Consider the following 26,301-nt stretch of genomic DNA (forward strand, 5'->3'; position numbering starts at 1 on the left):
ATGCGGTGACAGCGTTGAAATCCAAAGGGAAGTGGTTCGCCGTCAGTACATCAGCCAGACGATTACCGTTCCCCATGTCGTAATCAGGATATGCCCGAACGCGACGGTGCCAGAATAGCCGATGACGGCAATGGGGCTCTCGGATTTCTCCTGTACCGCGGCAAGACCCGCCGTCATGGTCTGCACCCCGGCCAGGGCGCCCAGCAAGAGCAGCGGTTCAAGATGCAGCAGATATCGCCCCACCAGCAAACCGACGAACAAAGGAACCATCGTCACCACGATACCCGCCAGGAAAATCGTCAGCCCCACTTCTTGCAGGGCTGCCACAAAAAGCGGGCCAGCCTTCAGCCCGATCATGGCGACGAAGCCCGCCAGCCCGATCGACTTCATGAACTCAAGCGCGCCATGCGATATGCGGCCAAACAACGGCTTGGCCGAGTTCCGCCAACCCACCAACAAGCCCAGGATCAATGTGCTGACACTGCTGCCCAGGGCGATATGCATGCTGCCAATGGGGAACACCAGCGATATCCCCACCACCGCGCCGATGAAGATGCCAAAGCCCAGCGCAACAAAATCCGTGGAATCCGATTCGCGCACCACGCTGCCGACACGGGCGGCCACCCGTTCAACCGCTGGCTCAAGCCCCACGATGTTCAACACGTCGCCACGCAGCAGCACCGTGCCCGGGCCTATCGGTATCTCTTGCCCCGCCCGCCGGATCTGGCGCAGGAACACACCGCGCACTTCCTCGGCCTGCTCGGCGATTTGAGCGACCGTCTTTCCGACGAAATCTGCGTTGGACAGCACCACGTTGAACATCGCGCTTGGAATATCGAGCAACTCTCGGTCGGCTTCCGCGACCGCGCTACCCTCCAGAAGTTTGAGTATCACCTCGCTTTTGCCGGAAACGGCAACCACATCCCCAGCCAGCAGGACTGTGGCGGGTGTGGCCAAGAATATTGCGCCATCGCGCCGGATGCGCTCAACGAAGATGCGTTCGGGCGCGTACAGGGATTCGACCCAGGCCACGGATTGGCCCACTGCGGGGCCATCGGCCTGGATGCGATACGCTCGCAACTCGAACCTGCGCCAGGCAGAGGTCACGCCCGCCTTCTGCCGCTGAATGCCGTACACCTTTTCAAGCCGGGCGCCTTCGGCTTTCAGGTCCAGACCCAACAGCTTGGGCCCCAGGCTTGAGCAGAACCAGATGACGCCGAATGTGCCGAAGATGTAGCACAGCGCATCCGCCACGGCGATTTGGCCGATAAGGCGGTCTTGCTCTGCAACGCTGATGGGCAGATGCCGGATGGCTTCGCTGCCCGTTCCGATCACGGGCGACTCGGTCAGCCCGCCTGATATCAGGCCCACGGCATACCCGAGTTCAAGCTTGAGCAAGCTGGCCAGCGCCCAGGCGGTAAGCAAGCCCGCAACCGGCACGACGACGCCCAGCACCGCCCACCGCCACCCGCCATCCTTCATGCCACGAAAAAAGCTGGGCCCCACCGAATAGCCGATACCGAACATGAACAACAGGAACAGCACCTGCTTGGCGGTGTCGGATACCGGCACACGGACGAAGTAGCCAATCAACAGGCCCGCCAGCAAGGACCCGGTTACCGGTCCGAAGCCCACCCCGCGAAACTTGAATCCGCCCACCCAATAGCCCAGCCCGATTGCCAGGAACACGGCCAGCTCGGGGTAGCGCTGCAGCATGTTGCTAAAGTAGTCCATGGCGTTCGCCCCTAGAAAGACGACGTTCTACCTTCTGGAATGTCCCGTACCCGCTTCCGCTGGCGCTCTATTCCGGGGAAGGCTCCGCAACAAAATGCCCGCCCAATGCAAGATGCAGATTCACGCGCTGAACCAGGCGTTGCGCGCGGATGTGCATCAAGTCGCTCTGGACCCGCAATAGATCGCGCTTGCGCTGCAACACATCAAAATCATCGAATTGGCCGATCTGCCGTTGCACCCGCGCCAACTCCAACGCACGGAGGCTTTCGGAAAACTGGCGCTGTATTGATCGTTCGCGCAGCGCCAATTGCTGTTCGCCTGTCAGGCCGTTTTCCACTTCCCCCATTGCCGTCAGGATCGCGCGGGCGTATAGCGCCAAAGCTTCGCGTTGCTGTTCGGTGCGCAGTTCCAGCGTGATCTGGCGGGTACCCCCGTCGAACAGCGGCCAGGCCAGCGACGCGCCCACCGGGAACACCCAGCTTTGCATGCTGGTGGCCAGGCCGGAATAGTCTTTCGTGAAGCGCCCCGCACCAGCGAATATCGAAATGGCCGGCAAGCGCGCGGCTTTTGCTTCCTCGGCGCCAAAGTACGCCGACACCAGGCGTTCGCGCGCGGCGACCAGGTCGGGCCTGCGGTCCAACAGGTCCAAAGGCAGACCGGGGGGCAGCAGCGCCGGCGCATCGGGAATGGTCTCGTTGGCTTGCAAGGCGCCGGCGGGATAGCGTCCCAGTATCAGCTCCAATGCCCGCAAGGCCTGGGCACGCGCCTGTTCACGCTGGGCCACCACGTCAGCCGCCGCGGCTACCTGTTCCGACCAATACGCCACGTCCATGTCGCTGACTTTGCCGATGCGGCGACGGTACTGCACCAGCTTGAGCTGCTCGTCGGTGGCGCCTTCAATTTGCTGCGCCAGCGACAGTTGGCCGCTTGCCTCCAGGGCAGCAAGCCAGCTGCGGGCGGTCAAGGCGCCGATGGACTGGCGGGCATAGGCGTAGTCCGCTTCGGCGGAACGGTATCCGGCTTCGCCAGACAGTTTCTGAGCCCGCGCCCTGCCCCACAAGTCGATTTCCCAGTTCAGCAGGATGGCGTAGCCATTGGCCGAAAACGCGCTGCCCGGCGTCGGGTCCGTGGCCGCGCGCGCGCCGATGCCGATGGTGGGCAAAAGGTCGGCGCCCGCCAACCTGGCCTGATGCGCCGCCTGTTGCATCCTGCTGGCAGCCACCCGTAGATCAATATTGTTGGCCAGCGCTTCATTGATCAGGGCGGTCAGCGTGCCGCCATCCGCAAAGCCGGCCCATTGCGGCGAGAACGCGGCGGCCGCTGTGCTGGCAGTCCATTGGTCGGGCACATGCGTGCCGGACATCGCTTGCTCGTACAAGGCGGTGTCCTCTGGGCGGTCCAGGTTGGCGCAGCCCGCCATGAAGGCCATGGCGCAGCACACCGTTGCAAGCATGCGTGGGGCGATCGGGCGGCGCGCTGGCATGGAGGCCCCCGTCAATGAAGCTTAAGGACCAGATAGTCGAGCTTGGCGGAGACGCGGACGATCACCTTGCGCACCATATGCAGCATCCCCAGGCTGTCTGTGTAGATGGCGGCGCGGCCTCGGGCACCCATGGCCAGCGCCGTGTCTTGCGGCGCTTCAAGGTCGATGCGCACGGCGAACTGCATGGGCGCGGCGGCGTGGGCGCCCTCGGCGGTCGTGCCGGGCAACACGCCGGATGCCTGGATTTGGCCCTGGGACGTTGCCCAGACGATTGAATCCACCTTGCCTTTGAAGACGTGGCCGGGGACGGTACGTAGCGACACCTCGACCTCGTTGCCAGGCTTGACCTTCGTAAGCTGATTCTGATCGAAGAAGGCGATCACCTGCTGCGTCGTCTCGACGAACGACATGATGGGGCGTAGCGGTAACGCCGCGGCGTAAGAGCCCACCCGCGCCTGCAAGTTGATGACGTACCCGTCCGCGGGCGCATAGAGCGTGGTCTGCGCCAATTCCCATTTGGCGGTATCCAGCTCGGCTTTGACCTGCGCCACGGCCACTTGGTCGCCGTCCACCACGGCGGATACGTTCAGCCGGACCTTTTGTTCCGCTTCGCGCGCCGCTTCCCAGTTGGCAATTCGTACCTTCAATTCACTTTGAAAACTCTGCACATCGTATTGGCTGCCCGCCCCGCGCGCCGCCAAGGCGGTGCTTTGGCGCAAGCGCATACGGGTCAATTCCACTTGCGCCAGGGCGGCTGCCGTCATCGATTGCGCCGCCGCCAAGTCGCGATCCAGCGACTGCTGGGACGTTTGCGCATCGATAAGCTTGGCTTCGAGCTGCCTGACTTTCAGCTCGTAAGGCTCGGCGTCCAGGCGCAGCAGTACGTCGCCTTTCTTGATCAGCCGATTGCCCTCCACGGGAATTTCCACCACGCGCCCGGTCACCCTGGGGACGATCTCGACCACATAGTTGACCACCCGCGCCTCTGACGATGAGGGCGTGACGACATTGATCGTCAGCACAAGCGCCACCAATCCGGCCGCGCCCACGGCGACCACGCCAACCTGCGATTGGATATTCCACGGGAGCAGCTTCAGCTTGATGAATACAAGCCAAACCACCAGCCCATACACGACCGCAATGAGCTCAAGCATTGCACCCCCTCGTCAACTAACTGTTTTGGGACCGGGCCGTGGTTCCTGTCGTGGTTCCTGTTCAGGACTGGTGTGGCTTTCTGTCTTGTTTTCGCGTGCCGTCTCGTCTTCGTTGGCGCTTATTTCCTGGTAATAGTGATCGTGCTTGTCTCGGCCGTAAGCCAGCCGGTAGCCGACCGGCTTTGTATACGCCCACAGCCAGGCAAAGGGCCACAGCATGCCCCCAAACACCAGGGACATCAGGCAGAGCGCCTTGATCGCATCGGCTTGAGGGTGATGCCGTTTTTCGGCAATGACTTCGGGCAGGACATGGAGCTTCCAGAATATCCAGATGGCCAGTATTGGCACCAGAACGAGCACGAACCAGACGAGCACATCGGCGATCGAGTCTTCCAGGTGTCCGGACACGGCATGCGCCGTAATGGGAATGAGTGCGGTCGCGATGGTTACGGCTACGAGGAGTCTTGACCGCAACTTGGCAAGAAACATATAGCGCCCCTTTTTCTCGATAACGCGATTCGCGAGAACTTGAATTGCATTGTTGCCACTGACTGCTCGCAAAGTCCATGCTAATTTCGGCAAAATACCGACAGTCCCGGCGCCCGGAGGAAGGTATGAATCTTCATCATTTCGAGTCGTTTGATTCGTATGCGCAAGCGATTCTGGCAGCGCACGCCCGCATATTCCTGCTGGGGCCTGGCGGTAATGAATGGCGAATCGGCCATCTTGATGTGAATGGCATCGACGTTCAACGTGGCGTCGCAACGGCGCCAAGCTTATGCGAAGCCACGGGCCGCCCCACGCACCTGACACTGCTGTTGTCGCAACCGCCTTCAAGCCCGACGTGGTTGAACGGACAGCCTTTTTCTCAGGATTCCGTCGGCATCCTGGCGCCGTCCAGAGGCTATGCCTTTCGGGCCGCGGGTTCGAATGAGTGGATCATGATTGCCTTGCCCCTCGGTTCGGACTTATTCGCGGGCAGTAGCTTGATGGCGCAGACGCTGCGGCGCTGGGCGGACGCAGAAAGCATGGTGCGTACAGACTACCTGCAGGTCGCGGCATTGCGTGATGCCGCCATCACGTCATTGGCGCCGTCATGTCCGCCGGAAATCGGCCGTCGCCTGATCGAGCAGCGCTTGTTTGATCTGATCGCTTCCCGCACCCCGGTTCAAAGGTGCCGGGGACGCCCTTCGATATCAATGTCCAAGCTGTGCGAGTCCGCCCTGAAGGTTTTTCGCGAGCAAAACGCCACCGCGCATGTCAACGACCTGTGCAAAGCCATGAGGATCAGCGAGCGCAGCTTGCGAGACTTTTTCCTGGCGTGTTTCGGCATGGGACCGGGGCATTATCTTTGCCTGCGCAAGCTGCACGAAGTTTATTTGGATCTTGCCAAAAACCGCGACCCGCGAATGACCGTAGCGGATTGTTTTCTTCAGCACGGGTATGCGTATTCAACGTATGCGGCGGCCCACTACCGCAGATTGTTCCTGGAAACGCCGTCCCAGACACGCCACCGGCTGCGTCAGCAATAACGCCGGGTACGCCCAATTTCTTTCCTTACAGATTTTCGCCGGAATCATCATGGACGTAAGGCTTTAATCACGTTCACAATCAACGCCGAACGCCTGAACTGGTCACATTGATCCTTCCCATCGGACTCGCACAACGGGTAGAGGAGTGAAATCATGGCTAAGAAGAATACGGCTGAAAAGAACACGGAAAAAAAGAACACGGAAAAAAAGCAGGATGCGGAGGAAAACGGCGCGCCAGAGCAGCCCGCGTTATCGCGCAAGCGATACGAAGAGGAATTGGCCCGGCTCCACATCGAACTGGTCAAACTTCAACAGTGGGTCGTCCACACGGGCGCCAAGGTGTGCATTATTTTTGAAGGACGCGATGGCGCTGGCAAAGGGGGCACGATCAAGGCCATTACAGCCCGCGTCAGCCCGCGCGTCTTCCGTGTCATCGCGCTGCCCGCACCCACGGATCGCGAGAAGACCCAGATGTATATGCAACGGTACCTTCCCCTCTTGCCCGCCGCCGGCGAGATCGTGATTTTTGACCGTAGCTGGTACAACCGCGCCGGGGTGGAACGGGTGCTGGGTTTTTGTACCAAGGAAGAGGCCAAGGGCTTCTTGAAGGCGGTGCCGCTGGTGGAGCGCGCCCTCACGGAATCTGGAATCATCCTGCTCAAGTACTGGCTGGAAGTCAGCGAAGAAGAACAAACGCGCCGCCTGCAAGCGCGCATCCACGACGAGCGCAAGATCTGGAAGCTATCCAAACTGGATCTGGATTCGTACAGCCATTGGTATGACTATTCGCGCGCGCGCGACGACATGTTCGCGGCCACGGATACAGGCTTGGCGCCCTGGTTTATTGCCGATTCCAATAACAAGAAGCGGGTGCGGCTGAATATCATCAGCCATATTCTGCAGAGCATTCCGTACAAGGCGCTGCCCAGGACAAAAGTGACGTTGCCAAAGCGGCAAAAGCCGCAAGGCTACCGCGAACCCACCCACACCATCAGGCAAGTTCCACAGAAGTTCTAGTCAGTGCGGTGCGGCGATACGGCCGAGACCGGCGGGGTTCCTCAAGCGGCGCAAGGATAGGAAAACAGAATATTCCCCTGCGCCGCAGTTCAAAAATTGAAGCGGCCGACGCAGACCATGCGTCGCGAGGAACGTTGAGGTGCGTGCGCTGGTCCAGGTTCAGCCCGCTGACCGTGTAGGTAACCAACTGCCCGTTACAGCCCGGGTTCGCCTTCCCATTCAAGCTGTTTACAAGCTTGACGTACTCACTGGGCGGGATTGTCTTCATTGTGGTCATGGCATCTTGCTCCCAGGTTTCGCGTGCCTATCCCTGACGGCATATCTGCATTTTATTGAGTCCGGCCGCGACGTTGCGCAAGCCATGCGGTCTGGCGAAGCAAATAGTTGACGAGGATCAACAACGATGTTGAGTCCATGCGAAATGCCATGCCGACGTGATTCATAGTGTCCACAAGACGACTCTGTCATGGACGTACCGCTGACTTTGCATGCTTCTTCGTCGCCGATTACGGGTATCCACAAAGGAGAAGGACATGACCTGGTTTGTTGCAACCTTGAAAGCCTATCCAGAGATCGCCATTTTCCTGGCGCTGGGGATCGGCTACTGGATCGGGGGCAAGAGCTTCAAGGGCTTCAGCCTTGGCGCCGTCACCGCTACCCTGCTGGTGGCGATTGGTATCGGCATTCTGGGCGTGAAGATTTCACCCAATGTGAAGTCGGTCTTTTTCCTGATGTTCCTGTTTGCGGTGGGCTACGGCGTCGGTCCCCAGTTCGTGCGGGGCATTGCCAAGGACGGCTTGCCTCAAGCGATCTTTGCCGTGTTGATGGCGCTGCTGTCGCTTGGGGCAGCCGCGGTCGCGGCGATCCTTGCGGGCTATGACTTGGGTTCGGCCGCGGGGCTATTCGCCGGTTCGCAGACCATTTCGGCGTCGATGGGTTTGGCGACAGACGCGATCAACCGCCTGGGACAAACCCCCGGGGAAACGCAAGCCTTGCTGGACGCCATGCCCATCGCCTATGCCGTGACCTACATTTTCGGTACGGTGGGCTCGGCGATCATACTGGCGCAGATTGGCCCGAAGCTGCTGGGCATCGATCTGGTGGCGGCCTGCAAAGCCTATGAACAGAAGCTTGGCGCGGGCGGCGGCGCGGCTGACGCCACCCAGTGGTACGAATTCGAGGTGCGGGCCTATTCGGTCGCGCCGGAAAGCCCCTTCATCGGCAAGACCATTGGCGAGATCGAGGCCGGCACGCAAACCGGCTATCGCGCATTCGTGGAACGGGTACGTCGGGGTGGCGCCGTCATCGAGGTGGATCTGACCACGGTGATTGAAGCGGGCGACGTTGTCGCCATTGGTGGCAAACGCAATCAATTGATCGAGCGGCTTGGCCCCAGCGGCCGCGAAGTCGAAGATGCAGAGCTCTTGGACATCAAGACCGAGGGCGTGGACATCTACATCTCGAACAAGAAAGTGGACGGCAAGCCGCTGGAAGAACTGGCCAAGTGGCCAGGTGCGCGCGGCGTTTTCCTGAAGCGCATTCGGCGCGGCCCGACCGAAACACCCATTCCCGTGCTGCCCAAGACGCAGTTGTTCCGGGGCGACGTCATTACCGTCGTCGGCCGCACGCAGGACATCAATGCCACCGCCAAGCAACTGGGCTATGTTGACCGGCCGACCACCGTGACGGACGTCGCGTTCATGTCACTGGCGATCACTCTGGGTGCCCTGATCGGCGCCATTGTGATCAACGTCAGCGGGATTCCCATCACGCTGTCCACGGCGGGCGGCGCGCTGATCGCCGGCATTGTGTTCGGCTGGTTCCGGGCAATTCATCCCACCTTCGGACGCATTCCCGAGCCCACCTTGTGGTTCATGAATTCGGTGGGTTTGAACGTGTTCATCGCGGTGGTGGGCATATCCGCCGGCCCCGGCTTCGTGGCCGGACTTCAAAAGCTTGGCATCAGCCTGTTCCTGTGGGGAATCTTTGCAACGGCGGTGCCGTTGATCGGCGGCATGTTGCTGGCCAAGTACGTCTTCCGCTTCGACCCCGCCTTGATCCTGGGGATTTGCGCGGGCTCCCGCACCACCACGGCTGCATTGGGCATGGTGTGCGACGCCGCCAAGAGCCAGGTGCCCGGGCTGGGCTACACGGTCACCTACGCGGTCGGCAACACGCTGCTGACGATCTGGGGCATGGTGATCATCATCATTCTTTCTTAGCCGACAACCTCGCCCGCTGCCTTGTTGCGCACGCGCGGCAGGCGAGCGGGAAAGCCACCAAAGGAAATGCCATGACGAGCAAAGCGGATGACAGTCAGCACTTGGACCACCTGTTCTCAAACTCCGCCGCGCGTTTGGACAGGTGGCGCGATATGAATGCAAAGGCACAAGCCTGGGCGGGCGACGCGCGCGGCGGCAAAGGCCACGCCGGGGCCGCCGCCGTGCAAGAGGCGCTGGCCGAATTGCTGCCCATGGAAAGCTACTTCGCGTATCCGGGCACGCCTCTGCTGCGCGCCCTGGAAGAACGCCTGGCGGACCACGACGCCATGGGCACGGCGCGCCTGATTCTTCGCATGAGCAATGCCTTGCTGTCGGGCAGCTATCGCTACCACGACAGTGAATGGACGGCGACGGATGAATCGTCCTCTGACGCGCAAGAGCACCTGCTGCCCGGCTTGGGCGGGCAAGCCGCCCGGCCGCCGTACTTTGAAGTGCTGCTGGTGTCGCCCATGTCGGCGGCGCGCTCGGCGGCGATATGCCACGAACTGCGTCACTTGCGGCGTGCCGACGACGGCCTGGTGTATGAACCGGTGCTGGTGGGCAGTTTTGAAGACGCCATCCTGGCCACGATATTGAACGGAAAAATCGAGGCCGTCGTGATCTATGACGGCATTTCCATGTCGTCGGCGCACGATGTGCCGCTGCTGAAGCATTTCCTGGACGTCTACCGGCGCCTGGATACCTCCCAGGCGCCGGCCGGGATAGGCGTCAGGCTGGCGCGCATCATCGCCAACATCAGGCCAGAGCTGGATATCTACATGCTGACGGACCGCAAGGTTGAACAGCTGGCGGGCGACCCCGCGGCCTCGTCCATCCGCCGCCTGTTCTACGAGGCCGAGGAACCCATCGAAGTACACCTGAGCATTCTGGAAGGCGTGCGCGAGCGCCAGACAACCCCATACTTCGACAACCTGAAGCACTACGCACTAAGGCCGATCAGCACCTTCCACGCGCTTCCGATTGCACGCGGAAAGTCCATCATCAAGTCGAACTGGGTGCGGGACTTTGGGGAGTTCTACGGCCTGAACCTGTTCCTGGCCGAGACATCCGCCACGACGGGGGGGCTGGACAGCATGCTGGAACCCACGGGCAACATCAAGACCGCCCAAGAGAAGTTCGCGCGCGCGGTGGGCGCGGATCATGTGTTCTTCGTGACCAACGGAACGTCGACGTCGAACAAAATGGTTTACCAGGCGGTGACCAAACCGGGCGACATCGTCATCGTCGACCGCAACTGCCATAAGTCACATCACTATGGAATGGTGCTGTCCGGGGCGCAGCCCCTGTACGTGGAAGCCTATCCCATGACCGAGTACTCGATGTACGGGGCCGTGCCGCTACGCACCATCAAACAGGCACTGCTGGGCTTGAAGGCCGAAGGCAGGCTGGACAAGGTCGCCATGGTGACGCTGACCAACTGCACGTTTGACGGGCACATCTACAACACCCGCCAGGTAATGATGGAATGCCTGGCCATCAAGCCAGACCTGATCTTTCTTTGGGATGAAGCGTGGTTCGGCTTTGCGCGTTGGTCGCCCTTCCTGCGCCCGCGCACCGCCATGGGCGCGGCCGCCGCACTGGAACAGTGGCGTGATGACCCTGCTGCCCTGCAAGCCTGGGAGGAACAGGCCCAGGAACTGGGAGAAGATCTGGACCCGAAGGACGCGCGCTTGCTGGACCGGCAGTTGGTGCCGAATCCCAAGACCATGCGCGTGCGGGTGTACGAAACCGATTCCGTGCATAAATCCATGTCCAGCCTGCGCCAGGGGTCGCTCGTGGCCGTGCGCGACGAAGATTACGAACACCACATTTCGGCGTTTCACGAAGCCGTGTTCATCCATGCGTCCACATCGCCCAATGCGCAGATCATCGCGTCGCTGGATGTCGCGCGCCGGCAGATGGAGCTTGAGGGATACGAGCTGGTCATGCGCGCCATCGAGGTTGCGCTGGCCATTCGCCGTGAAATCGCCAAGCACCCGATCATCTCGAAGTACTTCAGCGTGCTGGGCGCCAACAAGATGATTCCGGACGAGTTCCGCCCTTCAGGATTCTCGGATTACCTGGCGCCCGGGATGAACTGGCTGACGGCGGTGCAAGCCCTGAAGAATGATGAATTCTGCTTGGACCCCACCCGCATGACGCTGGTGTGCGGCACGGCGGGGTACGACGGCACCGCCTTCAAGAACCTGTTGGCGTCGACCTACAACATCCAGTTGAACAAGACCTCGCGCAACAGCGTGTTGCTGCAAAGCAATATCAACAACACGCGCAGCGACGTCGCGGCGCTGATCAAGGTGCTGCTTGAAATTTCCGGGTCGATCGAAGCCAGGCTCAAGGAAGGGGGTGAAGCCGAACAAGCGGCGTTCGCGGCGAAAGTGCGTAGCCTGATGGAAGACGTTCCCAACTTGCCCAACTTCAGTCGCTTTCACGACGGGTACCGCGACAATTCAGCCAGCGCCACTTCCGAAGGGGACATACGCACTGCCTTCTTCGCGGCCTATAACGAAGACGAATGCGAGTACATCCCGCTGTCGGCGGCAGCGCTGGATGACCGCCTGGCCAACGGCCCTGAACTGGTGTCGGCGAACTTCGTGATTCCGTACCCGCCCGGGTTTCCCATCATGGTGCCCGGCCAGATCATCGACGCCGACACCATCGAATTCATGCGCAAGCTGGATGTGAAAGAGATCCATGGCTATAACGCCGCACGGGGCATCAAGCTGATCAAGCCGGCGGCCATCAAGCCTCGACCGGCAAGCGGTCAATAACGGCCGTCAGCGCAAGCGCCGGGCGCGTGTGATTCGCTCGCGGATCAACGCTCGGCGCCGGGGTTCGACGCGGCGGGCGTCGGGGGAGTCGCAGGCGTGGCGGGCGTCCCAGCCGTCGCCGGAGCCGTATACCACCGCTCCGGCGCCACCACCTTCGGTTGGTCGGGGTCGCCTTCGTAGGCCGGCGTCATGATCTGCACGCCGTATTCGTTGAAGACATCCAGGATGTGGCGGTGCAGTTCGGCATAGGTCTTGGCGATTCGTTGCGTGTCGCGGATATAAACGTTCAATTCATAAGTCACCGCGAAGTCGCCCAGCTTGGTCAGCAGCACGAATGGTCCCGGCTCGGTGAGAACGCCCGCCGTCCGCTGCCCCGCCGTGCACAACATCGCTTCCACCTGCCGCCATGGGGTTTGATAACCGATACCGACAGAGGTATGCAGAATCAACCCTTTAGTGCTGGCCAGGGAACTGTAGTTGGTGACGTCGCTATTCAGGATCTGAGAATTCGGAATCGTGATTTCCTCATTCTTGTTCGTTCGAAGATGGGTCACTTGCAGGCGAACGGCAACGACCTCACCAATCACCTCCCCCACCTTGACGCGGTCACCCACCTTGAAGACCCTGCGATACGTCATCAGATACCCGGCGATGAAATTCGAAATCGCGGTTGACGAACCCAGCGACACCACCAGGCCGATGAAGATGGAAATGCCCTTGAAGGCCGGCGTTTCGGAGCCGGGAATGTAGGGGTACGCCACGATAAAGGCGAATGCCAGAATCAACACCCGCACCAGCTTGTAAGTCGGAAGCGCCCATTCCGCCTCGAACTGGGTAAATGCCACGCGGCGCTGGTCCACCGCCTCGAAGAATTTCCTGACTCGCCGCAGGACGAACCGTGCCAGGTAATAGATGAGGACAAGAATGACCAGATCGGGAATCACGGCCGCCAGGGATTTACCCAACCTTTCGCCGGCGCCCGCGGCCAGATCGAACAGGTCATTCGAGATAGCGCGAGTCCAGGGAAACAACGCCAGCACGTATTGCAGGTAGGCATACACGGATACGACGATGGTCACCGCGCCAACCGCCAGCACCAGGCCGTGCAAGGCTTTCCAGATGGTATCCATGCGCAGGATTTCAAACGACTGGATGTCGACCGAACGGACCCGGCTCTTCAGCAGCTTGGACACCGCCTTGTCCAGCCACCGGTTGAGCATCAGCAGAATGGCAATTCCCAGCGCCAGCAAGACGGTGGCCCCGGCGCTATACAGCCCCGCCTTCAGCAGCGTGTCGGGTTTGCGCGCCTGCCGGAAATCGTCAATGGCGCGTTGAATACGCAACAGGTGCAGCGCCGCAAGACTGTCGCGCGTGGTCTGCTCAAGTTGAGCATCCGCGTCGGTGACGAGCATCAAGGGGTTCCCGCCTGCCCTGATTACCGTGCCGTTCTCTATAACCTCGGTTCGCAGGTCGCCGCTGGGAAACGTGGCCTGGGCCGCCACGCTCTCGATTCTTTCCCTGATGGTCTCGGCGCGCTTCTCAGCTGGAAAAGAGGACAGCCCGCGCACCTTGAACAGCACTTGGCCATCGATCTCTACCGGGGCGGTTTCAAGCGTTACTTCAAGAGAAGAGGACGCTCCCGGACGCCCATCATCCGTCGCCGCGCGAAGCGGAGTCATCATCATCAACAACAGCAGCGCGGCAAGGATGGAGACTTGAATGGTTCTAGTCATGGTGTCCTCTCTTGCCGATATCGCTGTATTCGTCCGCCCGTAAGCGACGATTCTCTTGGCGGGCACGATCGCCCGCCGGCTGATTCAAGCAGTTTGATCTTAGCGCTATCGACGCGCAAAAACAGTTAATAATGCGGGTCCTCGAAACCAAAATAGAGAGACCCTGCGATATGAGTCAGCACACACCCGGCCTATGGCACCGACTGCGGCGCCCGTTGTTCGCCCTGCTCTTGGGCATGCTGCCTTTCTGGCTATTTCTGGGCACCACCCAGCAGGCCTCGGTGAACGGCATCAAGGTGCAAGATTCCAGCTTCAATATCCTGGGTTTGGTCCTGGCCATCGCCGGTCTGGTCATGGCGGTAAAAATGCTGAAGAACGACGGCTCGTATGGCGAGCCGTCGCGGTGGTGGGCACGCTCCGTGCTGTGCATTGCGGCGGCTTTGCTGTGCGTGTTCCAGATTGGCCAATCCGCGGGTCTCTACAACGTCAATGTCGGCCAGTCGATCCAGGAGTTGCAAGCCAGGCTCTTCGGCCCGAGCGAACCGCGTCCGCAATCATTGGCAAACGAGCTAGACAAGGAAATGCGCGCGCGCACCGAACAGCGCGCGGCGACCGTCAGCCAGGTACTGCTGCAAGACGACATCACCACATCACTGGCCCGCATTCACGCAAATGGCACGCTGTACAACCTGTATGCCGAAAAGTGCAACAACCCAGGCAAGCGCTTTGTGCTGGACGAGATCCCGGCACTGCTGAACGAACAAGACAAGACGTACATCGCCAACGCCCAGAAGTTGGCGGCGCGAAATGCGTCGGATCGCTTTGATTGCCAAGGCGCGCAGATGCGCGACTTCATGACGAACTGGCTGGCTGGCGACGTGCTGCGCGACCGTGCCAACCTGGCCGTGCAAACCGCCGCCTACCGCGAGCGCTTCGGCGACAATCCCGCCGGCGCGGGCGACGATGCGCTCACCACGAACGGACTGGGCGTGTGGCTGGGCGACACGATTGCCCAGGTGCAGACCGCCTTCGGCACCACCCGCATGCCCGAGCCAGCAGGCAAGTCCGGCAAGACCAAGCTTGACTTTCCCGAGCGCGGCATTGAACTGATGTTCAGCTTCGCCGGCCAGGTCGATTCCATTACCGTGCGCGCACCGTTCAAGGGCAGCATCGTGGGCCTGAAGGTGGGCGACAGCCGCCGCACCGTCAACCGCCTGCTGGGCGAAAGCTGGATAGACGTGCGCCTGCCCTACGACAACGCGGCGGCCGACTACGACATCCAGTTCCGCAAGAAAACGCCGGGCACCCTGTCGCAATGGCTGGACCGCCGCAACGGCAACCCGCAAACGGTGCTGCTGCTGCAAGGCGCCAGCTATGCCAGCCAGGTGGATGAGATCAGGCTAGTTACGCCGCGTAGGCCGGGATAAGTCGGGGGCAACTACGGGTGATTTCGGGGTAACTCCGGGGGCGCGGCAACCCGCGTCACCGTGATGCCGCGATGACTGCATTGATCAGATTTTTATATTCCGCGAGCGCTTTTTTATGTAGGCTACGAAACTGTATTGATTAGCAGATGCCCCTTCGCCATCACTCGAAACAATTAGTTTCGTCATATTGCCATTGCGTTTTCCTCTGCCAGGGGCTGCTGATTTCCACTCCGTAGTTGCGTGACTTTATTGCCCGATAGAACCTCGTTTACGACGCTGGCCCAGCCCGTCAATGTATGGAGAAATCGTCAACATGAAGCCCACTCGCGGTACGAACGCCCCCTGGTCAAACTCCCCTCATGTCGGCAGCCCGCTCAAGCGCGGCCGCTTGGCGTCCGCCACCTTGGCGGCGCTATTTTTTGCCACCGCAAGTTCGGCCTGGGCGCAACAGGCGCCCAAACCTGCCGAAGACGCCACCAAGCAGGCAAATGCCGCGCTGCTGAAAGAGCTGCCATTTTCAGACAAGACGTCTTTCGAACTTGCGCATAAGGGTTTCATCGCCCCGCTGCCCGCTGCCATGATCAAGGGCGAGCAAGGCAATCTGGTATGGGACCCCACCAAATACAACTTCATTAAAGAAGGCTCGGACGCCCCGGACACCGTCAACCCCAGTCTGTGGCGGCAATCGCAGCTTTTGAATATCTCAGGCCTGTTCCAAGTCACGGATGGCATTTACCAGGTTCGCAATCTGGATCTGTCCAATATGACGATCGTGGAAGGCAAGGAAGGCCTGACGATCATGGACCCGCTGATTTCTACCGAAACCGCCAAGGCGGCGCTGGATCTTTATTATCAGCATCGGCCAAAGAAGCCGGTGGTGGCGGTCATCTACACCCATAGCCATGTGGATCACTACGGCGGAGTGCGCGGCGTGGTGGACGAGGCGGACGTCAAGGCCGGCAAGGTCAAGATCTATGCGCCCCTGGGCTTTCTTGAACACGCCGTGGCCGAAAACGTCATGGCGGGTACGGCAATGAGCCGGCGCGCCAGCTACATGTACGGAAACCTGCTGCCGCCCAGCCCGACGGGCCAGGTAGGCGCGGGCCTGGGCACCACCACGTCCGCCGGCACCGTCACCTTGATCGCGCCGACGGACATCATTGAAAAGACCGGTGAAACGCGCACCATCGACGGCCTGACGTATCAGTTCCTGTACGCGCCGGGCAGCGAAGCCCCCGCCGAAATGCTGTACTACATCAAGGAAAAGAAGGCGCTGAATACGGCGGAGGACTCCACCCATACGCTGCACAACACGTATTCCCTGCGCGGCGCCAAGATTCGCGACCCGCTGGCGTGGTCTAAGTATTTGAACGAAGCCCTGGCGCTGTGGGGTGATGATGTGGAAGTCATGTACGCCATGCATCACTGGCCGGTGTGGGGCAAGAAGGCGGTCCAGGAACAGATCGGCATGCAGCGCGACATGTACCGGTACATCAACGACGAGACGTTGCGGCTGGCCAACATGGGCTACAACAAAGAGGAGATTGCCGAGCAGGTGAAACTGCCGAAGTCCATCGCCGACAAGTTCTCGAACCGGGGCTATTACGGGTCTTTGAATCACAACGTGCGCGCCACGTATGTGCTTTATCTGGGCTGGTTCAATGGCAACCCCGCTACCTTGCATACACTGCCTATCGAACAAGGGGCAAAGCGCTATGTCGACATGATGGGCGGAACCGACGCCTTGCTGAAAAAGGCGCGCGAGTATTACGCCAAGGGGGATTACCGCTGGGTAGCCGAAGTGGTCAATTACGCGGTCTTTGCCGACCCGAAGAACCAGGCCGCGCGCGACCTTCAGGCCGACGCGCTGGAGCAGATGGGCTATCAGGCCGAAAGCGGTCCGTGGCGCAATTTCTATCTGACAGGCGCCAAGGAGCTTCGTGAAGGCGTGAAGAAGCTGCCCGTGCCCGACACCGCCAGCCCCGACACAGTGCGCGCCATGACGCTGGACATGCTCTTCGACTATTTCGCCGTCCGATTGAATCGCGAGAAAGCCGCCGGCAAGCACGTCGTCCTGAATGTGGACTTCACCGACACCAAGCAGCAATACACGCTTGAAATGGTGAACAGCGTGCTCAACCACACCGAGGGCAAGCCGGCGAAAGAGCCTAGCGCCAGCGTATCGCTCACGCGAAACACCTTGAACGACATCATGTTGAAGCAGACGACCTTGAAGGACGCCATGGCCAAGGGCGACGTCAAGATCACCGGCGATCAGTCAAAGCTGAACGATGTGTTCGGCTCGCTGGATGACTTTGAATTCTGGTTCAACATCGTCACGCCGTAGCAAGGGCATTTGGCGTGAACGGGGCCGACGTGAACAAGCGTCGGCCTCGCAGTCCCTCCCCCGGATTGCGGTCAGTTGCTGTTGACCCAGTCCTTCGTGTCCTGGATGAACCAGGGCAGGTTCAACCTTTCGCCTTCGCCAGACTGTATGGTCAAGCGTTGGCCTGATGAGCCTGGGGTGCTGTTCTTGCCTTGCGCCGAGGAAGGCGGCCGGCTTTGATAGTCCATATCGGTCGACTGGGGTTGACTGCCCGCGCAGGCGGCAATCGATGCGCACGCGGCCGTGGCAAGCGCCAGGCGCAGTGCTAAACGAGTTATCTTCATGAATTCAGTTTCCGCTGATGGCACAGGCCCACGTGCCGGACAAGCCAGGCCTTGATTCCGTAACCTTACTCGCAATGCGGGACGGCTTGATAGTATTCACCCTGCCCCCGACTTAAGATCAGATCCATGCAGCCCATCATTTTCGAAGGCCTGGTTATCCGAGAGTTCCTTGATGACGACGCCGAAGCGTTCGCGAACGCCGCGCGCGAATCCGTCAATACCGTAGGCAAGTGGATGCCGTGGTGTACGTCTGCGTTTTCCGAGCAGAATGCGCTGGACTGGTTTGAGCTGTGCCGTAGCGGCCGCAGTTCCCAGGCTGGCTACGAATTCGGCGTGTTCGCCCAAGCGTCAGGCAAGCTGATGGGCGGCGTGGGCCTGAATTCGATCAATCATCAACATCTGTTTTGCAATCTTGGCTACTGGGTACGACAGTCCGCGCAACGACGCGGGGTGGCGTTGCGCACGGTGCAGGCGATGCTGCCCTATGCCTTCAACACCTTGGGCATGCAACGCGTTGAGATCGTCATTGCCGAAGGCAACACGGCAAGCGAGGCGCTGGCTCGGAAAATCGGCGCGCAATTTGAAGGCAAGGCCAGGAACCGGCTCCAGTTGCATGGGCGGCCGGTGTCGGCGGCAATGTTCTCGCTTGTGCCCTAGCCCGCAACAGCGGGTTTTGCCCGGCGTCAGGCTACCGCCTGCGCGTCCAGCAGGTGCGCCTGAAAGGCCGCCACGCTGCGGTTACGGGGTTCAACACGGCTGACCAACCCCAAAGGCGGCAGCGATTCGGCAAGCGTGCAGTCCAGCCGCACCAGTGTGCCGGCGTCCAGCCCTTCGCGCACGAAACTCAAGGGGCCCATCATCAAGGCCTGGCTGGCGCCCAGGTAATGCACCATGGTTGCAAATGACCGCGTACTAAGCGGCTGCTGGGCGGGCAGTTCGCCGCATGCGGCGAACAAGGCTTCGAACGCGCGATAGGTCTGGCTGTCCAGCGGCGGACTGGCCCAGGGAAAGCGCAGCAGGTCGGCGGCTTGCAGATTGCGGCGCCCTACCAGCGGATGCCCGGGGCCTGAAGCCACCACGCAGACGTCGGCCAGCAAGGCCTGGAACTGAGAATCCGGCGCCAGTTGCGCGGGTTCGCGCGTGACCAGGAAGTCCTGCTCGCCGTCGGCATAGCGCCCCAGCAGCACGGGCAGCGCGTCTTCAAACAATTCCAGCCGCACCTGCGGCTGGCTGGCAAAGAACGCCGGCAGCGCCGGGTTGATCACGCCCGTGACGCCGGCGGTGATTGCGCCCACGCGCACCGTGCCGTCAAAACCCGCCCCCGCCGCCGCCAATGATTCGGCGCAGCCCGTCAGGCTGTTCATGACGTTGCGCAGCAAAGGCAGCAAATCCCGGCAGGCAAAGGTGGGCCGCATGCCGCGCGCATGCCGTTCGAACAAGCGGGCTTCAAGCACGCGCTCTACCTCCAGCACCATTTTGGTGGCGGCCGACTGGCTCAGGCCGATCTGCGCCGCCGCGTGCTGCACGCTACCCAGTTCCGCCACCAGCACGATCAATTGCAAATGCCGCAAGCGCGTGCGCGCGAGCAGGCGGTTCAACAGGGTTGCGGCCGACGAGGGGCTGCTGGGAATGGCGGTGGACATGGGCTTATCTATTCCAAAACGGCATATCTATGCCTGATATTTCACTGTTCAAGTATAGCTATTCAGGGCGCAATAGCAGCCTGACACCAACAACACAAGGGGTTCCACATGCTGCATTTCCTTCGTCGTGCGCGCACGCGCGCGGTGCTGTCCGCCGCGCTGGTATTGGGTACTACGACCGCGCCCGTTCAGGCGCAAACCTGGCCCGACAGGCCGGTGACCATCGTCATTCCCTTCCCGGCGGGCGGGTCGATCGACGCCGTGATGCGGGCAATTTCGCCGCAACTGAGCGACCGGCTGGGCCAGACGGTCGTCATCGAGAACGTGGGCGGCGCCAGCGGTGCAATCGGGGCCGGCCGCGTGGCGCAGGCCAAGGCGGACGGCACGACGCTGCTGGCCGGCAGCATCAACGACGTGGTTTTGCAGCCGATGCTGAACCCCAACCTGCGTTACGGCACCGACAATTTCGAACCGGTTTCCCTGGTGTTCACCTCGCCGCTGATTCTGGTGGCGCGCAAGGACTTGCCGCAATCGAATATCGATGACGTGGTGCAGGCGCTGCGCACCAACCCCGAAAGCCTGAGCTACGGCAGCCCGGGCCAAGGCACGTTCCAGCAGGTGGTGGTCGAAGACCTGCAACGGCGCACTGACACGAAAATGCTGCACGTGCCCTACAAGGGCGCGGCGCCGCTGGTCAACGACCTGCTGGGCGGCCAGATCGACATGGCGGTGATGGCCCCGCCCACCGCGTTGCCGCACTTGCAGCAAGGCCGCATCAAGTCCTTGGGCGTCATCAGCCGTGAGCGTCTGGCGGCCTACCCCGACCTGGCCACCATCAATGAAAGCAAAAGCGTGCAAGGCATGGAGATGGTGGGTTGGGTAGGCGTGCTGGCGCCCAAGGGCGTGCCGCCCGAGCGCCTGCAACGGGTGCGCGAGGCGCTGGCCGCCGTGCTGGACAAGCCCGAGGTGCGCGAGCGCGTGCTGTCCATGGGCATGGTGTCGGCAACCGCCTACGACAAGGCCAGCTTCGACGCCCGCATCCGTGACGACCTTACCGCCCTGCGCGCCTTGAACCTGCCGACGCAGCCCTGAGGCCAGGCCGTTGCAGCAAGCCGGTTGCGGCAAGCCCCTTGAACCCTTAAGGACCCGAATGAACCCGCATCGCGACATTCAAGACATTCTGAAAACAATCAGCGCCACCCCCGCGTTTCGCGACATCCGCCGTGATCTGCACGCGCATCCGGAAATCGGCTTTGAAGAACATCGCACCGCCTCGTTGGTGGCGCGCGAGCTGACAGCCTGGGGTTGGCAGGTGACGACGGGCATCGGCGGCACCGGCGTGGTCGGCACGCTGACACGCGGCACGGGTTCCCGTCACATTGGCCTGCGCGCCGACATGGACGCGCTGGCCATGCCCGAAGCCAATGCCTTCGCGCACAAGTCGCAGCACGACAACCGCATGCACGCCTGCGGCCACGACGGCCACACCGCCATCCTGCTTGCCACCGCCTGGTACTTGGCGCACCACGCCGATTTCGACGGCACCATCCACTGCATCTTCCAGCCCGCCGAGGAAGGCGGCCAGGCGGGTGCGCGCGCCATGATCGAAGACGGCCTGTTCCAGCGCTTTCCCTGCGATGCCGTCTTCGCGTTGCATAACTGGCCCGACCTGCCCGTGGGCAGCCTGGGCGTGCGCGCTGGGCCGTTCATGGGGTCCAGCAACCGCTTCCGCATCGACATCGCCGGCAAGGGCGCCCATGCCTCGCAGCCCGAGTTAAGCGTCGACCCGCTAGTCTGCGCGGGCCACATCCTCTTGGCGCTGCAAACCGTCATCTCGCGCAATCGCGCGCCCGACGAACCGGCGGTGCTGTCCGTCACGCAGATTCACGGCGGTGACGCGGTCAACGTCATCCCGCAGCAGGCGTGGCTGGGCGGTACGGTGCGGACCCACCGCGACGACACACTGGACATGATCGAACGGCGCGTCGGTGAAATTACAGACGGCGCCGCCACCACCTTCGGCTGCACGGCAACGCTGACGTTTGAACGCTGCTACCCGTCGCTGGTGAACGACGAGGAACAGACGCGCTTTGCGGTGGACGTCATGCGCGAAGTGGCCGGCGCGGACCGCGTGTCGGACAACATGGCCCGGCTGATGGGGTCCGAGGATTTCTCGTTCATGCTGGCCGAAAGGCCGGGCTGTTATGTGCTGCTGGGCAACGGCGCCGGTGCGCACCGAGAGCCGGGACATGGCCCCGGGCCTTGCCGTTTGCATAACCCGTCGTATGACTTCAATGACGACGCCATCCCCTTGGGCGCGGCGTATTTCGTGCGGCTGGCGCAGCGGTTCCTGGCGCGGGACGAAGGCTGAAGCGGTCAACGCGGTAACGGTGGGGGCTGCGCAAGCCGCCGCTCACCGGCCGCCTTTATCCCTCAATTCCTGAAGCATCACCGGTATCTTTGCGCAGATATTGTTATGTTATAACGTTTTGAATTAGAATCCCTGCCGAGTTGGAGCGGCCCTTTCCCGTAGCCCTTCCCTTTACCGCCCCATGCACTCGCGCGATGAAAACAGACACCTCACTCTCTACCCAGAACAAGCTGCCCGTCACTGTCCTGTCCGGCTTTCTCGGCGCCGGAAAAACCACGCTGCTGAACCATATCCTCAACAATCGTGAAGGCCGGCGCGTGGCCGTGATCGTCAACGATATGTCCGAGGTCAACATCGACGCCGCGCTGGTGCGCGAAGGCGGTGCGGCGCTCTCGCGCACCGACGAGAAGCTGGTCGAAATGAGCAACGGCTGCATCTGTTGCACCTTGCGCGAAGACCTGTTGATAGAAGTCGAGCGCTTGGCTCGCGACGGGCGTTTCGATCACCTGGTCATCGAATCCACCGGCATATCCGAGCCGCTGCCGGTTGCCGAGACCTTCACCTTTGAAGGCGAAGACGGGCGCAGCCTGAGCGAAGTGGCCCGCCTGGACACGATGGTGACCGTGGTGGACGCCTTCAACTTCCTGCGTGACTACAGCTCGCAAGACAGCCTGCAAAAACGCGGCGAGTCGCTGGGCGAAGACGACGAGCGCACGGTGGTCGACCTGCTGATCGAGCAGGTTGAATTCTGTGACGTCATTGTGCTGAACAAGGTCGATCTGGTTTCGGCTGACGAGCGCGAGCGCCTGATGGCCATCTTGCGCACCCTGAACCCACGCGCCCGCATTGAAGTTGCCGAGTTCGGCAAGCTGCCGCTGGACCGGGTGCTGGAGACGGGGCTGTTCGACTTTGCGCAAGCGTCCGAAGCGCCAGGCTGGCTGCGCGAGCTACGCGGCCAACACACCCCCGAGACGGAAGAATATGGCATCCGCAGCTTTGTCTATCAGGCGCGGCGGCCCTTGCATCCCGAGCGCTTCTTGGCCTGTGTCGAAAGCGAATGGCCGGGGGTTGTGCGTTCCAAGGGTTACTTCTGGTTGGCCAGCCACCCTGACATGGCGGGTTCCTGGTCGCAGGCTGGCGCCGTCGCCCGCCACGGCGCGGCCGGCTATTGGTGGGCGGCGATGCCGCCCGAACAGTGGCCGGATGATCCCGAGGCAGCCGCCATGATCCGGCAAAAATGGGCGGACGGCGTGGGCGATGCGCGCCAGGAAATCGTGCTGATCGGTATCGACATGGATGAGCCGGCGCTACGCGCCAAGCTCAATGCCTGTCTGCTGACCGACGACGAAATGGCCCTGGGCCCGCTGGTGTGGAAGACCTGGAAAAACCCCTTTCCGAACTGGCCTTGAGCCTGCAACCCGCAAATACTTCATCGAATGCCGTGATCAAGGACGCGACACTGCGTCCTCAAAGGCCAGCCTTGCCTTTGCTCAATGCAGGATGCGCTCAAGAAATGCGCGCGTGCGTTCATGCCGAGGGTGGTCGAAGAATGCGTCCGGCGCGGCCGACTCCAGGATGCGGCCACCGTCCATGAACACGACCCGGTCGGCCACGCTGCGCGCAAAACCCATTTCGTGCGTGACGCACAGCATGGTCATGCCGTCGTCGGCCAGCGCAGTCATGGTGTCGAGCACCTCTTTGACCATTTCCGGATCCAGGGCGGACGTGGGCTCATCAAACAGCATGATGCGGGGCTGCATGCATAACGAGCGCGCGATGGCCGCGCGCTGTTGTTGGCCGCCGGACAACTGGCCGGGATACTTGTCCGCCTGGTCCAGGATTCGCACCCGCGCCAGGTATTGCAGCGCCAGTTCGGCGGCCTGCGCGCGCGCCATGCGCTTGACGTGCATGGGCGCCAGGATGCAGTTTTCCAGCACGGTCAGATGCGGAAACAGATTGAAGTGCTGGAACACCATGCCTGCATCCGCCCGCACCTCGTCAATGGCGCGCAGGTCGTCGGCCAGCGCCACGCCGTTGACCACGATGCTGCCTTCCTGATGGCGTTCCAGCCGATTGATGCAGCGGATCATCGTGGACTTGCCCGAGCCCGATGGCCCGCAGATCACCAGGCGTTCACCAGCGGCCACTTGCAGGTCTATGTCATGCAGCACCTGAAAATCGCCATACCATTTGCTCATGCCGGCAATGCTCACTGCCATCGGCGCAGCCGCGCCGCCTTGTTGTTGGTTCAACGCAGTTCCCCTTTTTTGAAGCGATGCTCCAGCCACATCGAATAGCGCGACAGGCCGAAGCAGATGCAGAAATAAATGCCCGCGATAAAGAGATAGGTCTCTACATAGGGCGTGGGCCAGGCCGGATCCGTCAAGGCGGCGCGCCCCGAACTGAGCAGGTCGAACAGGCCCACGATCAGCACCAGGCTGGTGTTCTTGATCATCACGATGGCGGTATTGGTAAGCGGCGCAATCACCTTGCGCATCGCCTGTGGCAACACCACCAGCCGCGTCATCTGCCACCACGACAGGCCCAGCGCGCGCGAGGCTTCCATCTGCCCCGCCGGCAGCGACTGCAAGCCGCCACGGATCACCTCGGCCAGGTAGGCGGCCGAAAAAATCGTCAGCGCGATGCCGGCGCGCAGCAGGCTGTCGATGGTCATGCCGGCCGGCAGCATGATGGGCAGCACGATGGACGCCATGAACAACAGGCTGATCAACGGCAGGCCACGGATCAGTTCGATGACGCAGGTCGCGATGAAGCGCGCCATCGGCAGCGACCCGCGCCGCGCCAATGCCAGCAGGATGCCCAGCGGCATGCCCAACCCCAGCGCGCACACGGCCAGCAGCAGCGTCACGGGCAGGCCGCCCCACGACGCGGTGGGCACTTGGGTCAGCCCCGCCCAACCGCCCAGCATCAGCGCCAGCGAACCGGCCATCCCCGCCAGCCACAGCCCGACCGTGCGCAGTCGCCATTGGCGCGGGTCGAGCGACACGACCACCATGGCCAGAATGGCCACGCACACCACGGCTGGCCGCCATTGCTCGGCGCGCGGATAAATGCCGAACAGAATCTGATTCAGCTTTTCGGCCAGGAACGCCCAGCACGCCCCGCTGGCCTGCCGGCACATGGCGCCGGGTTCGCCCGGCCACACGGCGTTCAACAGCGACCAATCAATGAACCGCCCCATGGCATAGAGCGCCAGGCCCAACGCCAGCACGGTGGCGATACTGCTGGGAATATTGCCAAACAGGCGCTGGGCCACGCCCGCCCGGCGATCCACCGGCGCGGGCCGCGACGGCATATCTGTAGAGATCACGGTCGTATTCATTTGCGTTCCGTTCGCAGGATGCGCCGGTTGTAGAGATTCATGAAGAGCGACACGCTCAGGCTGATGCACAGATACACGCCCATCAGAATCGCCAAGCCTTCGATGGCCTGCCCGGTCTGGTTGATGGTGGTCGTGATCACGAACGACAGGTCCGGATACCCCACCGCCAGCGCCAGCGTGGTGTTCTTCACGATAGACAGGTACTGGCTGGTCATGGGCGGCACGATCACGCGCAGCGATTGCGGCACGATCACGTGGCGCAGCGTGGTCCAGGGGCGCAACCCAAGCGACTGCGCCGCCTCCCATTGCCCTTGCGCGACGGCCTCGATTCCGCCACGGATGATCTCGCCCGAAAAGGCCGCCGAATACAACGTCAGGCCGACCAGCAGCGCGGTGAATTCGGGAGTCAGCGCGGTGCCGCCGACGAAGTTCAGCCCGCGTAGTTGCGGCGCGGTGCTGCTCAAGGTAAGGCCGCCCCACTGCCAGGCCGCCACACTAGCCAGCGCCGTCACGACGAGCAGGATGCGGCCTATCGGCAGGGCCGGACGCTGCTTGCGCAGCGGGCGCAAGCCCCACCAGGCCAGCAGCGCCGCCAACAGCACGCACAACAACGGCAGCCAATCGCCCTGCGACTGCACACTGGGAAAGAACAGGCCACGAATCGACAGGAATACGCCGGGCAACGGGTTGAGCGCTTGCCGCGGCGACGGCAGATTGATGGTGACCAGGCTATACCAGAACAGCAGTTGCACCACCAACGGCGTGTTGCGCGTGATTTCCAGATAGAGCGTGGCGATGCCATGCACCAGCGGATGCCGGCTGCGGCGCGCCAGCGCCAGCAGGAACCCCAGCACCGTCGAGGCCACGATCACCAGCGCCGAGATATACAGCGTGTTGACCAGCCCGACGACAAACGCGCGCCCATAACTGTCGGTGGGCCGGTAAGCCAGCAGGCTTTCCGACACCGGGAAGCGCGCCGCGTCCCCCAGATACCCAAAACCGGTGGTGATGCCGCGCTGGGTCAGGTTGGCGTGCGCGTTCCACACCAGCCAGGACAGCGTGCCGAAGAAAACGCAGGCAATAAGCACCTGCGCCAGCACGGACCGCGCCCGCGCGTCGTACCAAAGTCGCTTGAACATGAATC

The 26,301-nt window shown here is 61.8% G+C and carries 20 protein-coding genes; 10 read left to right on the forward strand and 10 right to left on the reverse strand.

Translation table 11 applies throughout. The annotated features are described in order from the left end of the window. Positions 1-42: 42 nt before the first annotated feature. From aspT (WBR68_RS11865) to WBR68_RS11880, 4 genes are all read right to left on the reverse strand, one after another. Positions 43-1,734 carry an aspartate-alanine antiporter gene (gene aspT, locus WBR68_RS11865; protein WP_230694346.1) on the reverse strand — a complete coding sequence of 564 codons (1,692 nt, stop codon included), beginning with the start codon at positions 1,732-1,734 and terminating at the stop codon, positions 43-45. A 67-nt stretch (positions 1,735-1,801) separates the two neighbouring features. Further along, entirely contained in the window at positions 1,802-3,217 is a 1,416-nt protein-coding gene (locus WBR68_RS11870) for a TolC family protein (RefSeq protein ID WP_230694347.1), read from the reverse strand. Between the two features lie 11 nt (positions 3,218-3,228). Next, positions 3,229-4,371 carry an HlyD family secretion protein gene (locus WBR68_RS11875; protein ID WP_050446457.1) on the reverse strand — a complete coding sequence of 381 codons (1,143 nt, stop codon included), beginning with the start codon at positions 4,369-4,371 and terminating at the stop codon, positions 3,229-3,231. A gap of 12 nt (positions 4,372-4,383) precedes the next feature. After that, positions 4,384-4,860 carry a DUF3302 domain-containing protein gene (locus WBR68_RS11880; protein WP_230694348.1) on the reverse strand — a complete coding sequence of 159 codons (477 nt, stop codon included), beginning with the start codon at positions 4,858-4,860 and terminating at the stop codon, positions 4,384-4,386. A gap of 125 nt (positions 4,861-4,985) precedes the next feature. Here WBR68_RS11880 and WBR68_RS11885 point away from each other — a divergent pair, with 125 nt between their 5' ends. From WBR68_RS11885 to WBR68_RS11900, 4 genes are all read left to right on the forward strand, one after another. Continuing rightward, the gene (locus WBR68_RS11885) at positions 4,986-5,903 is read left to right on the forward strand and encodes a helix-turn-helix domain-containing protein (protein WP_230694349.1); all 918 of its coding nucleotides are present in this window, start codon (positions 4,986-4,988) and stop codon (positions 5,901-5,903) included. 153 nt (positions 5,904-6,056) lie between these two features. Beyond that, the gene (ppk2, locus tag WBR68_RS11890; RefSeq protein WP_230694350.1) at positions 6,057-6,920 is read left to right on the forward strand and encodes a polyphosphate kinase 2; all 864 of its coding nucleotides are present in this window, start codon (positions 6,057-6,059) and stop codon (positions 6,918-6,920) included. A 533-nt stretch (positions 6,921-7,453) separates the two neighbouring features. After that, a complete protein-coding gene (gene aspT, locus WBR68_RS11895) occupies positions 7,454-9,142 on the forward strand; it encodes an aspartate-alanine antiporter (protein ID WP_230694351.1) in 1,689 nt (562 codons plus the stop codon). A gap of 152 nt (positions 9,143-9,294) precedes the next feature. Next, complete coding sequence (locus tag WBR68_RS11900; RefSeq protein ID WP_230694352.1) at positions 9,295-11,970, forward strand: beta-eliminating lyase-related protein; 2,676 nt, start codon at positions 9,295-9,297, stop codon at positions 11,968-11,970. A gap of 44 nt (positions 11,971-12,014) precedes the next feature. Here WBR68_RS11900 and WBR68_RS11905 read toward each other — a convergent pair whose 3' ends face one another. Beyond that, complete coding sequence (locus WBR68_RS11905) at positions 12,015-13,769, reverse strand: mechanosensitive ion channel family protein (protein WP_230694353.1); 1,755 nt, start codon at positions 13,767-13,769, stop codon at positions 12,015-12,017. Positions 13,770-13,873: 104 nt separating this feature from the next. Here WBR68_RS11905 and WBR68_RS11910 point away from each other — a divergent pair, with 104 nt between their 5' ends. Next, positions 13,874-15,130, forward strand: a complete 1,257-nt coding sequence (locus WBR68_RS11910) for a hypothetical protein (RefSeq protein WP_230694354.1) — start codon at positions 13,874-13,876, stop codon at positions 15,128-15,130. A 313-nt stretch (positions 15,131-15,443) separates the two neighbouring features. After that, positions 15,444-17,477, forward strand: coding sequence for an alkyl/aryl-sulfatase (locus WBR68_RS11915; protein ID WP_050446463.1), 2,034 nt, complete (start codon positions 15,444-15,446; stop codon positions 17,475-17,477). Positions 17,478-17,548: 71 nt separating this feature from the next. On the opposite strand, the gene WBR68_RS11920 is transcribed toward WBR68_RS11915, so the two are convergent. Beyond that, complete coding sequence (locus WBR68_RS11920; protein ID WP_230694355.1) at positions 17,549-17,800, reverse strand: hypothetical protein; 252 nt, start codon at positions 17,798-17,800, stop codon at positions 17,549-17,551. Positions 17,801-17,926: 126 nt separating this feature from the next. Here WBR68_RS11920 and WBR68_RS11925 point away from each other — a divergent pair, with 126 nt between their 5' ends. Then, positions 17,927-18,457, forward strand: a complete 531-nt coding sequence (locus WBR68_RS11925; protein ID WP_230694356.1) for a GNAT family N-acetyltransferase — start codon at positions 17,927-17,929, stop codon at positions 18,455-18,457. Positions 18,458-18,483: 26 nt separating this feature from the next. Here WBR68_RS11925 and WBR68_RS11930 read toward each other — a convergent pair whose 3' ends face one another. Continuing rightward, complete coding sequence (locus WBR68_RS11930; protein ID WP_230694357.1) at positions 18,484-19,443, reverse strand: LysR family transcriptional regulator; 960 nt, start codon at positions 19,441-19,443, stop codon at positions 18,484-18,486. A 108-nt stretch (positions 19,444-19,551) separates the two neighbouring features. Here WBR68_RS11930 and WBR68_RS11935 point away from each other — a divergent pair, with 108 nt between their 5' ends. From WBR68_RS11935 to zigA, 3 genes are all read left to right on the forward strand, one after another. Next, entirely contained in the window at positions 19,552-20,535 is a 984-nt protein-coding gene (locus WBR68_RS11935; protein ID WP_230694358.1) for a Bug family tripartite tricarboxylate transporter substrate binding protein, read from the forward strand. A gap of 58 nt (positions 20,536-20,593) precedes the next feature. Continuing rightward, positions 20,594-21,814, forward strand: a complete 1,221-nt coding sequence (locus WBR68_RS11940) for a M20 aminoacylase family protein (protein WP_230694359.1) — start codon at positions 20,594-20,596, stop codon at positions 21,812-21,814. 194 nt (positions 21,815-22,008) lie between these two features. Next, complete coding sequence (gene zigA / locus WBR68_RS11945) at positions 22,009-23,223, forward strand: zinc metallochaperone GTPase ZigA (RefSeq protein WP_230694360.1); 1,215 nt, start codon at positions 22,009-22,011, stop codon at positions 23,221-23,223. 81 nt (positions 23,224-23,304) lie between these two features. On the opposite strand, the gene WBR68_RS11950 is transcribed toward zigA, so the two are convergent. From WBR68_RS11950 to WBR68_RS11960, 3 genes are read right to left on the reverse strand one after another with little or no spacing between them, the layout of a single operon-like run. After that, the gene (locus WBR68_RS11950; protein ID WP_304505222.1) at positions 23,305-24,012 is read right to left on the reverse strand and encodes an amino acid ABC transporter ATP-binding protein; all 708 of its coding nucleotides are present in this window, start codon (positions 24,010-24,012) and stop codon (positions 23,305-23,307) included. Between the two features lie 50 nt (positions 24,013-24,062). Next, positions 24,063-25,157, reverse strand: coding sequence for an amino acid ABC transporter permease (locus WBR68_RS11955; protein ID WP_230694361.1), 1,095 nt, complete (start codon positions 25,155-25,157; stop codon positions 24,063-24,065). Next, positions 25,154-26,296: an amino acid ABC transporter permease gene (locus WBR68_RS11960; protein ID WP_230694362.1), complete on the reverse strand. Its 1,143-nt coding sequence runs from the start codon at positions 26,294-26,296 to the stop codon at positions 25,154-25,156. The genes WBR68_RS11955 and WBR68_RS11960 overlap by 4 nt, the downstream gene beginning before the upstream one ends. Positions 26,297-26,301 lie beyond the last annotated feature (5 nt).

It is taken from the genome of Achromobacter sp. JD-1 (assembly GCF_038594925.1).
GTDB classification, from domain to species: domain Bacteria; phylum Pseudomonadota; class Gammaproteobacteria; order Burkholderiales; family Burkholderiaceae_B; genus Achromobacter; species Achromobacter spanius_C.

Excerpts from the sequence above, each read along its gene's own strand:
- WBR68_RS11935 (WP_230694358.1), top strand. The coding sequence starts at position 19,552 with ATGCTGCATTTCCTTCGTCGTGCGCGCACGCGCGCGGTGCTGTCCGCC.
- WBR68_RS11880 (WP_230694348.1), bottom strand. The coding sequence starts at position 4,860 with ATGTTTCTTGCCAAGTTGCGGTCAAGACTCCTCGTAGCCGTAACCATC.
- WBR68_RS11920 (WP_230694355.1), bottom strand. The coding sequence starts at position 17,800 with ATGAAGATAACTCGTTTAGCACTGCGCCTGGCGCTTGCCACGGCCGCG.
- WBR68_RS11870 (WP_230694347.1), bottom strand. The coding sequence starts at position 3,217 with ATGCCAGCGCGCCGCCCGATCGCCCCACGCATGCTTGCAACGGTGTGC.
- WBR68_RS11950 (WP_304505222.1), bottom strand. The coding sequence starts at position 24,012 with ATGAGCAAATGGTATGGCGATTTTCAGGTGCTGCATGACATAGACCTG.
- WBR68_RS11925 (WP_230694356.1), top strand. The coding sequence starts at position 17,927 with ATGCAGCCCATCATTTTCGAAGGCCTGGTTATCCGAGAGTTCCTTGAT.
- aspT (WP_230694351.1), top strand. The coding sequence starts at position 7,454 with ATGACCTGGTTTGTTGCAACCTTGAAAGCCTATCCAGAGATCGCCATT.
- WBR68_RS11960 (WP_230694362.1), bottom strand. The coding sequence starts at position 26,296 with ATGTTCAAGCGACTTTGGTACGACGCGCGGGCGCGGTCCGTGCTGGCG.
- WBR68_RS11930 (WP_230694357.1), bottom strand. The coding sequence starts at position 19,443 with ATGTCCACCGCCATTCCCAGCAGCCCCTCGTCGGCCGCAACCCTGTTG.
- WBR68_RS11915 (WP_050446463.1), top strand. The coding sequence starts at position 15,444 with ATGAAGCCCACTCGCGGTACGAACGCCCCCTGGTCAAACTCCCCTCAT.
- WBR68_RS11875 (WP_050446457.1), bottom strand. The coding sequence starts at position 4,371 with ATGCTTGAGCTCATTGCGGTCGTGTATGGGCTGGTGGTTTGGCTTGTA.
- WBR68_RS11910 (WP_230694354.1), top strand. The coding sequence starts at position 13,874 with ATGAGTCAGCACACACCCGGCCTATGGCACCGACTGCGGCGCCCGTTG.
- ppk2 (WP_230694350.1), top strand. The coding sequence starts at position 6,057 with ATGGCTAAGAAGAATACGGCTGAAAAGAACACGGAAAAAAAGAACACG.
- WBR68_RS11885 (WP_230694349.1), top strand. The coding sequence starts at position 4,986 with ATGAATCTTCATCATTTCGAGTCGTTTGATTCGTATGCGCAAGCGATT.
- zigA (WP_230694360.1), top strand. The coding sequence starts at position 22,009 with ATGAAAACAGACACCTCACTCTCTACCCAGAACAAGCTGCCCGTCACT.
- WBR68_RS11955 (WP_230694361.1), bottom strand. The coding sequence starts at position 25,157 with ATGAATACGACCGTGATCTCTACAGATATGCCGTCGCGGCCCGCGCCG.
- WBR68_RS11940 (WP_230694359.1), top strand. The coding sequence starts at position 20,594 with ATGAACCCGCATCGCGACATTCAAGACATTCTGAAAACAATCAGCGCC.
- WBR68_RS11900 (WP_230694352.1), top strand. The coding sequence starts at position 9,295 with ATGAATGCAAAGGCACAAGCCTGGGCGGGCGACGCGCGCGGCGGCAAA.
- aspT (WP_230694346.1), bottom strand. The coding sequence starts at position 1,734 with ATGGACTACTTTAGCAACATGCTGCAGCGCTACCCCGAGCTGGCCGTG.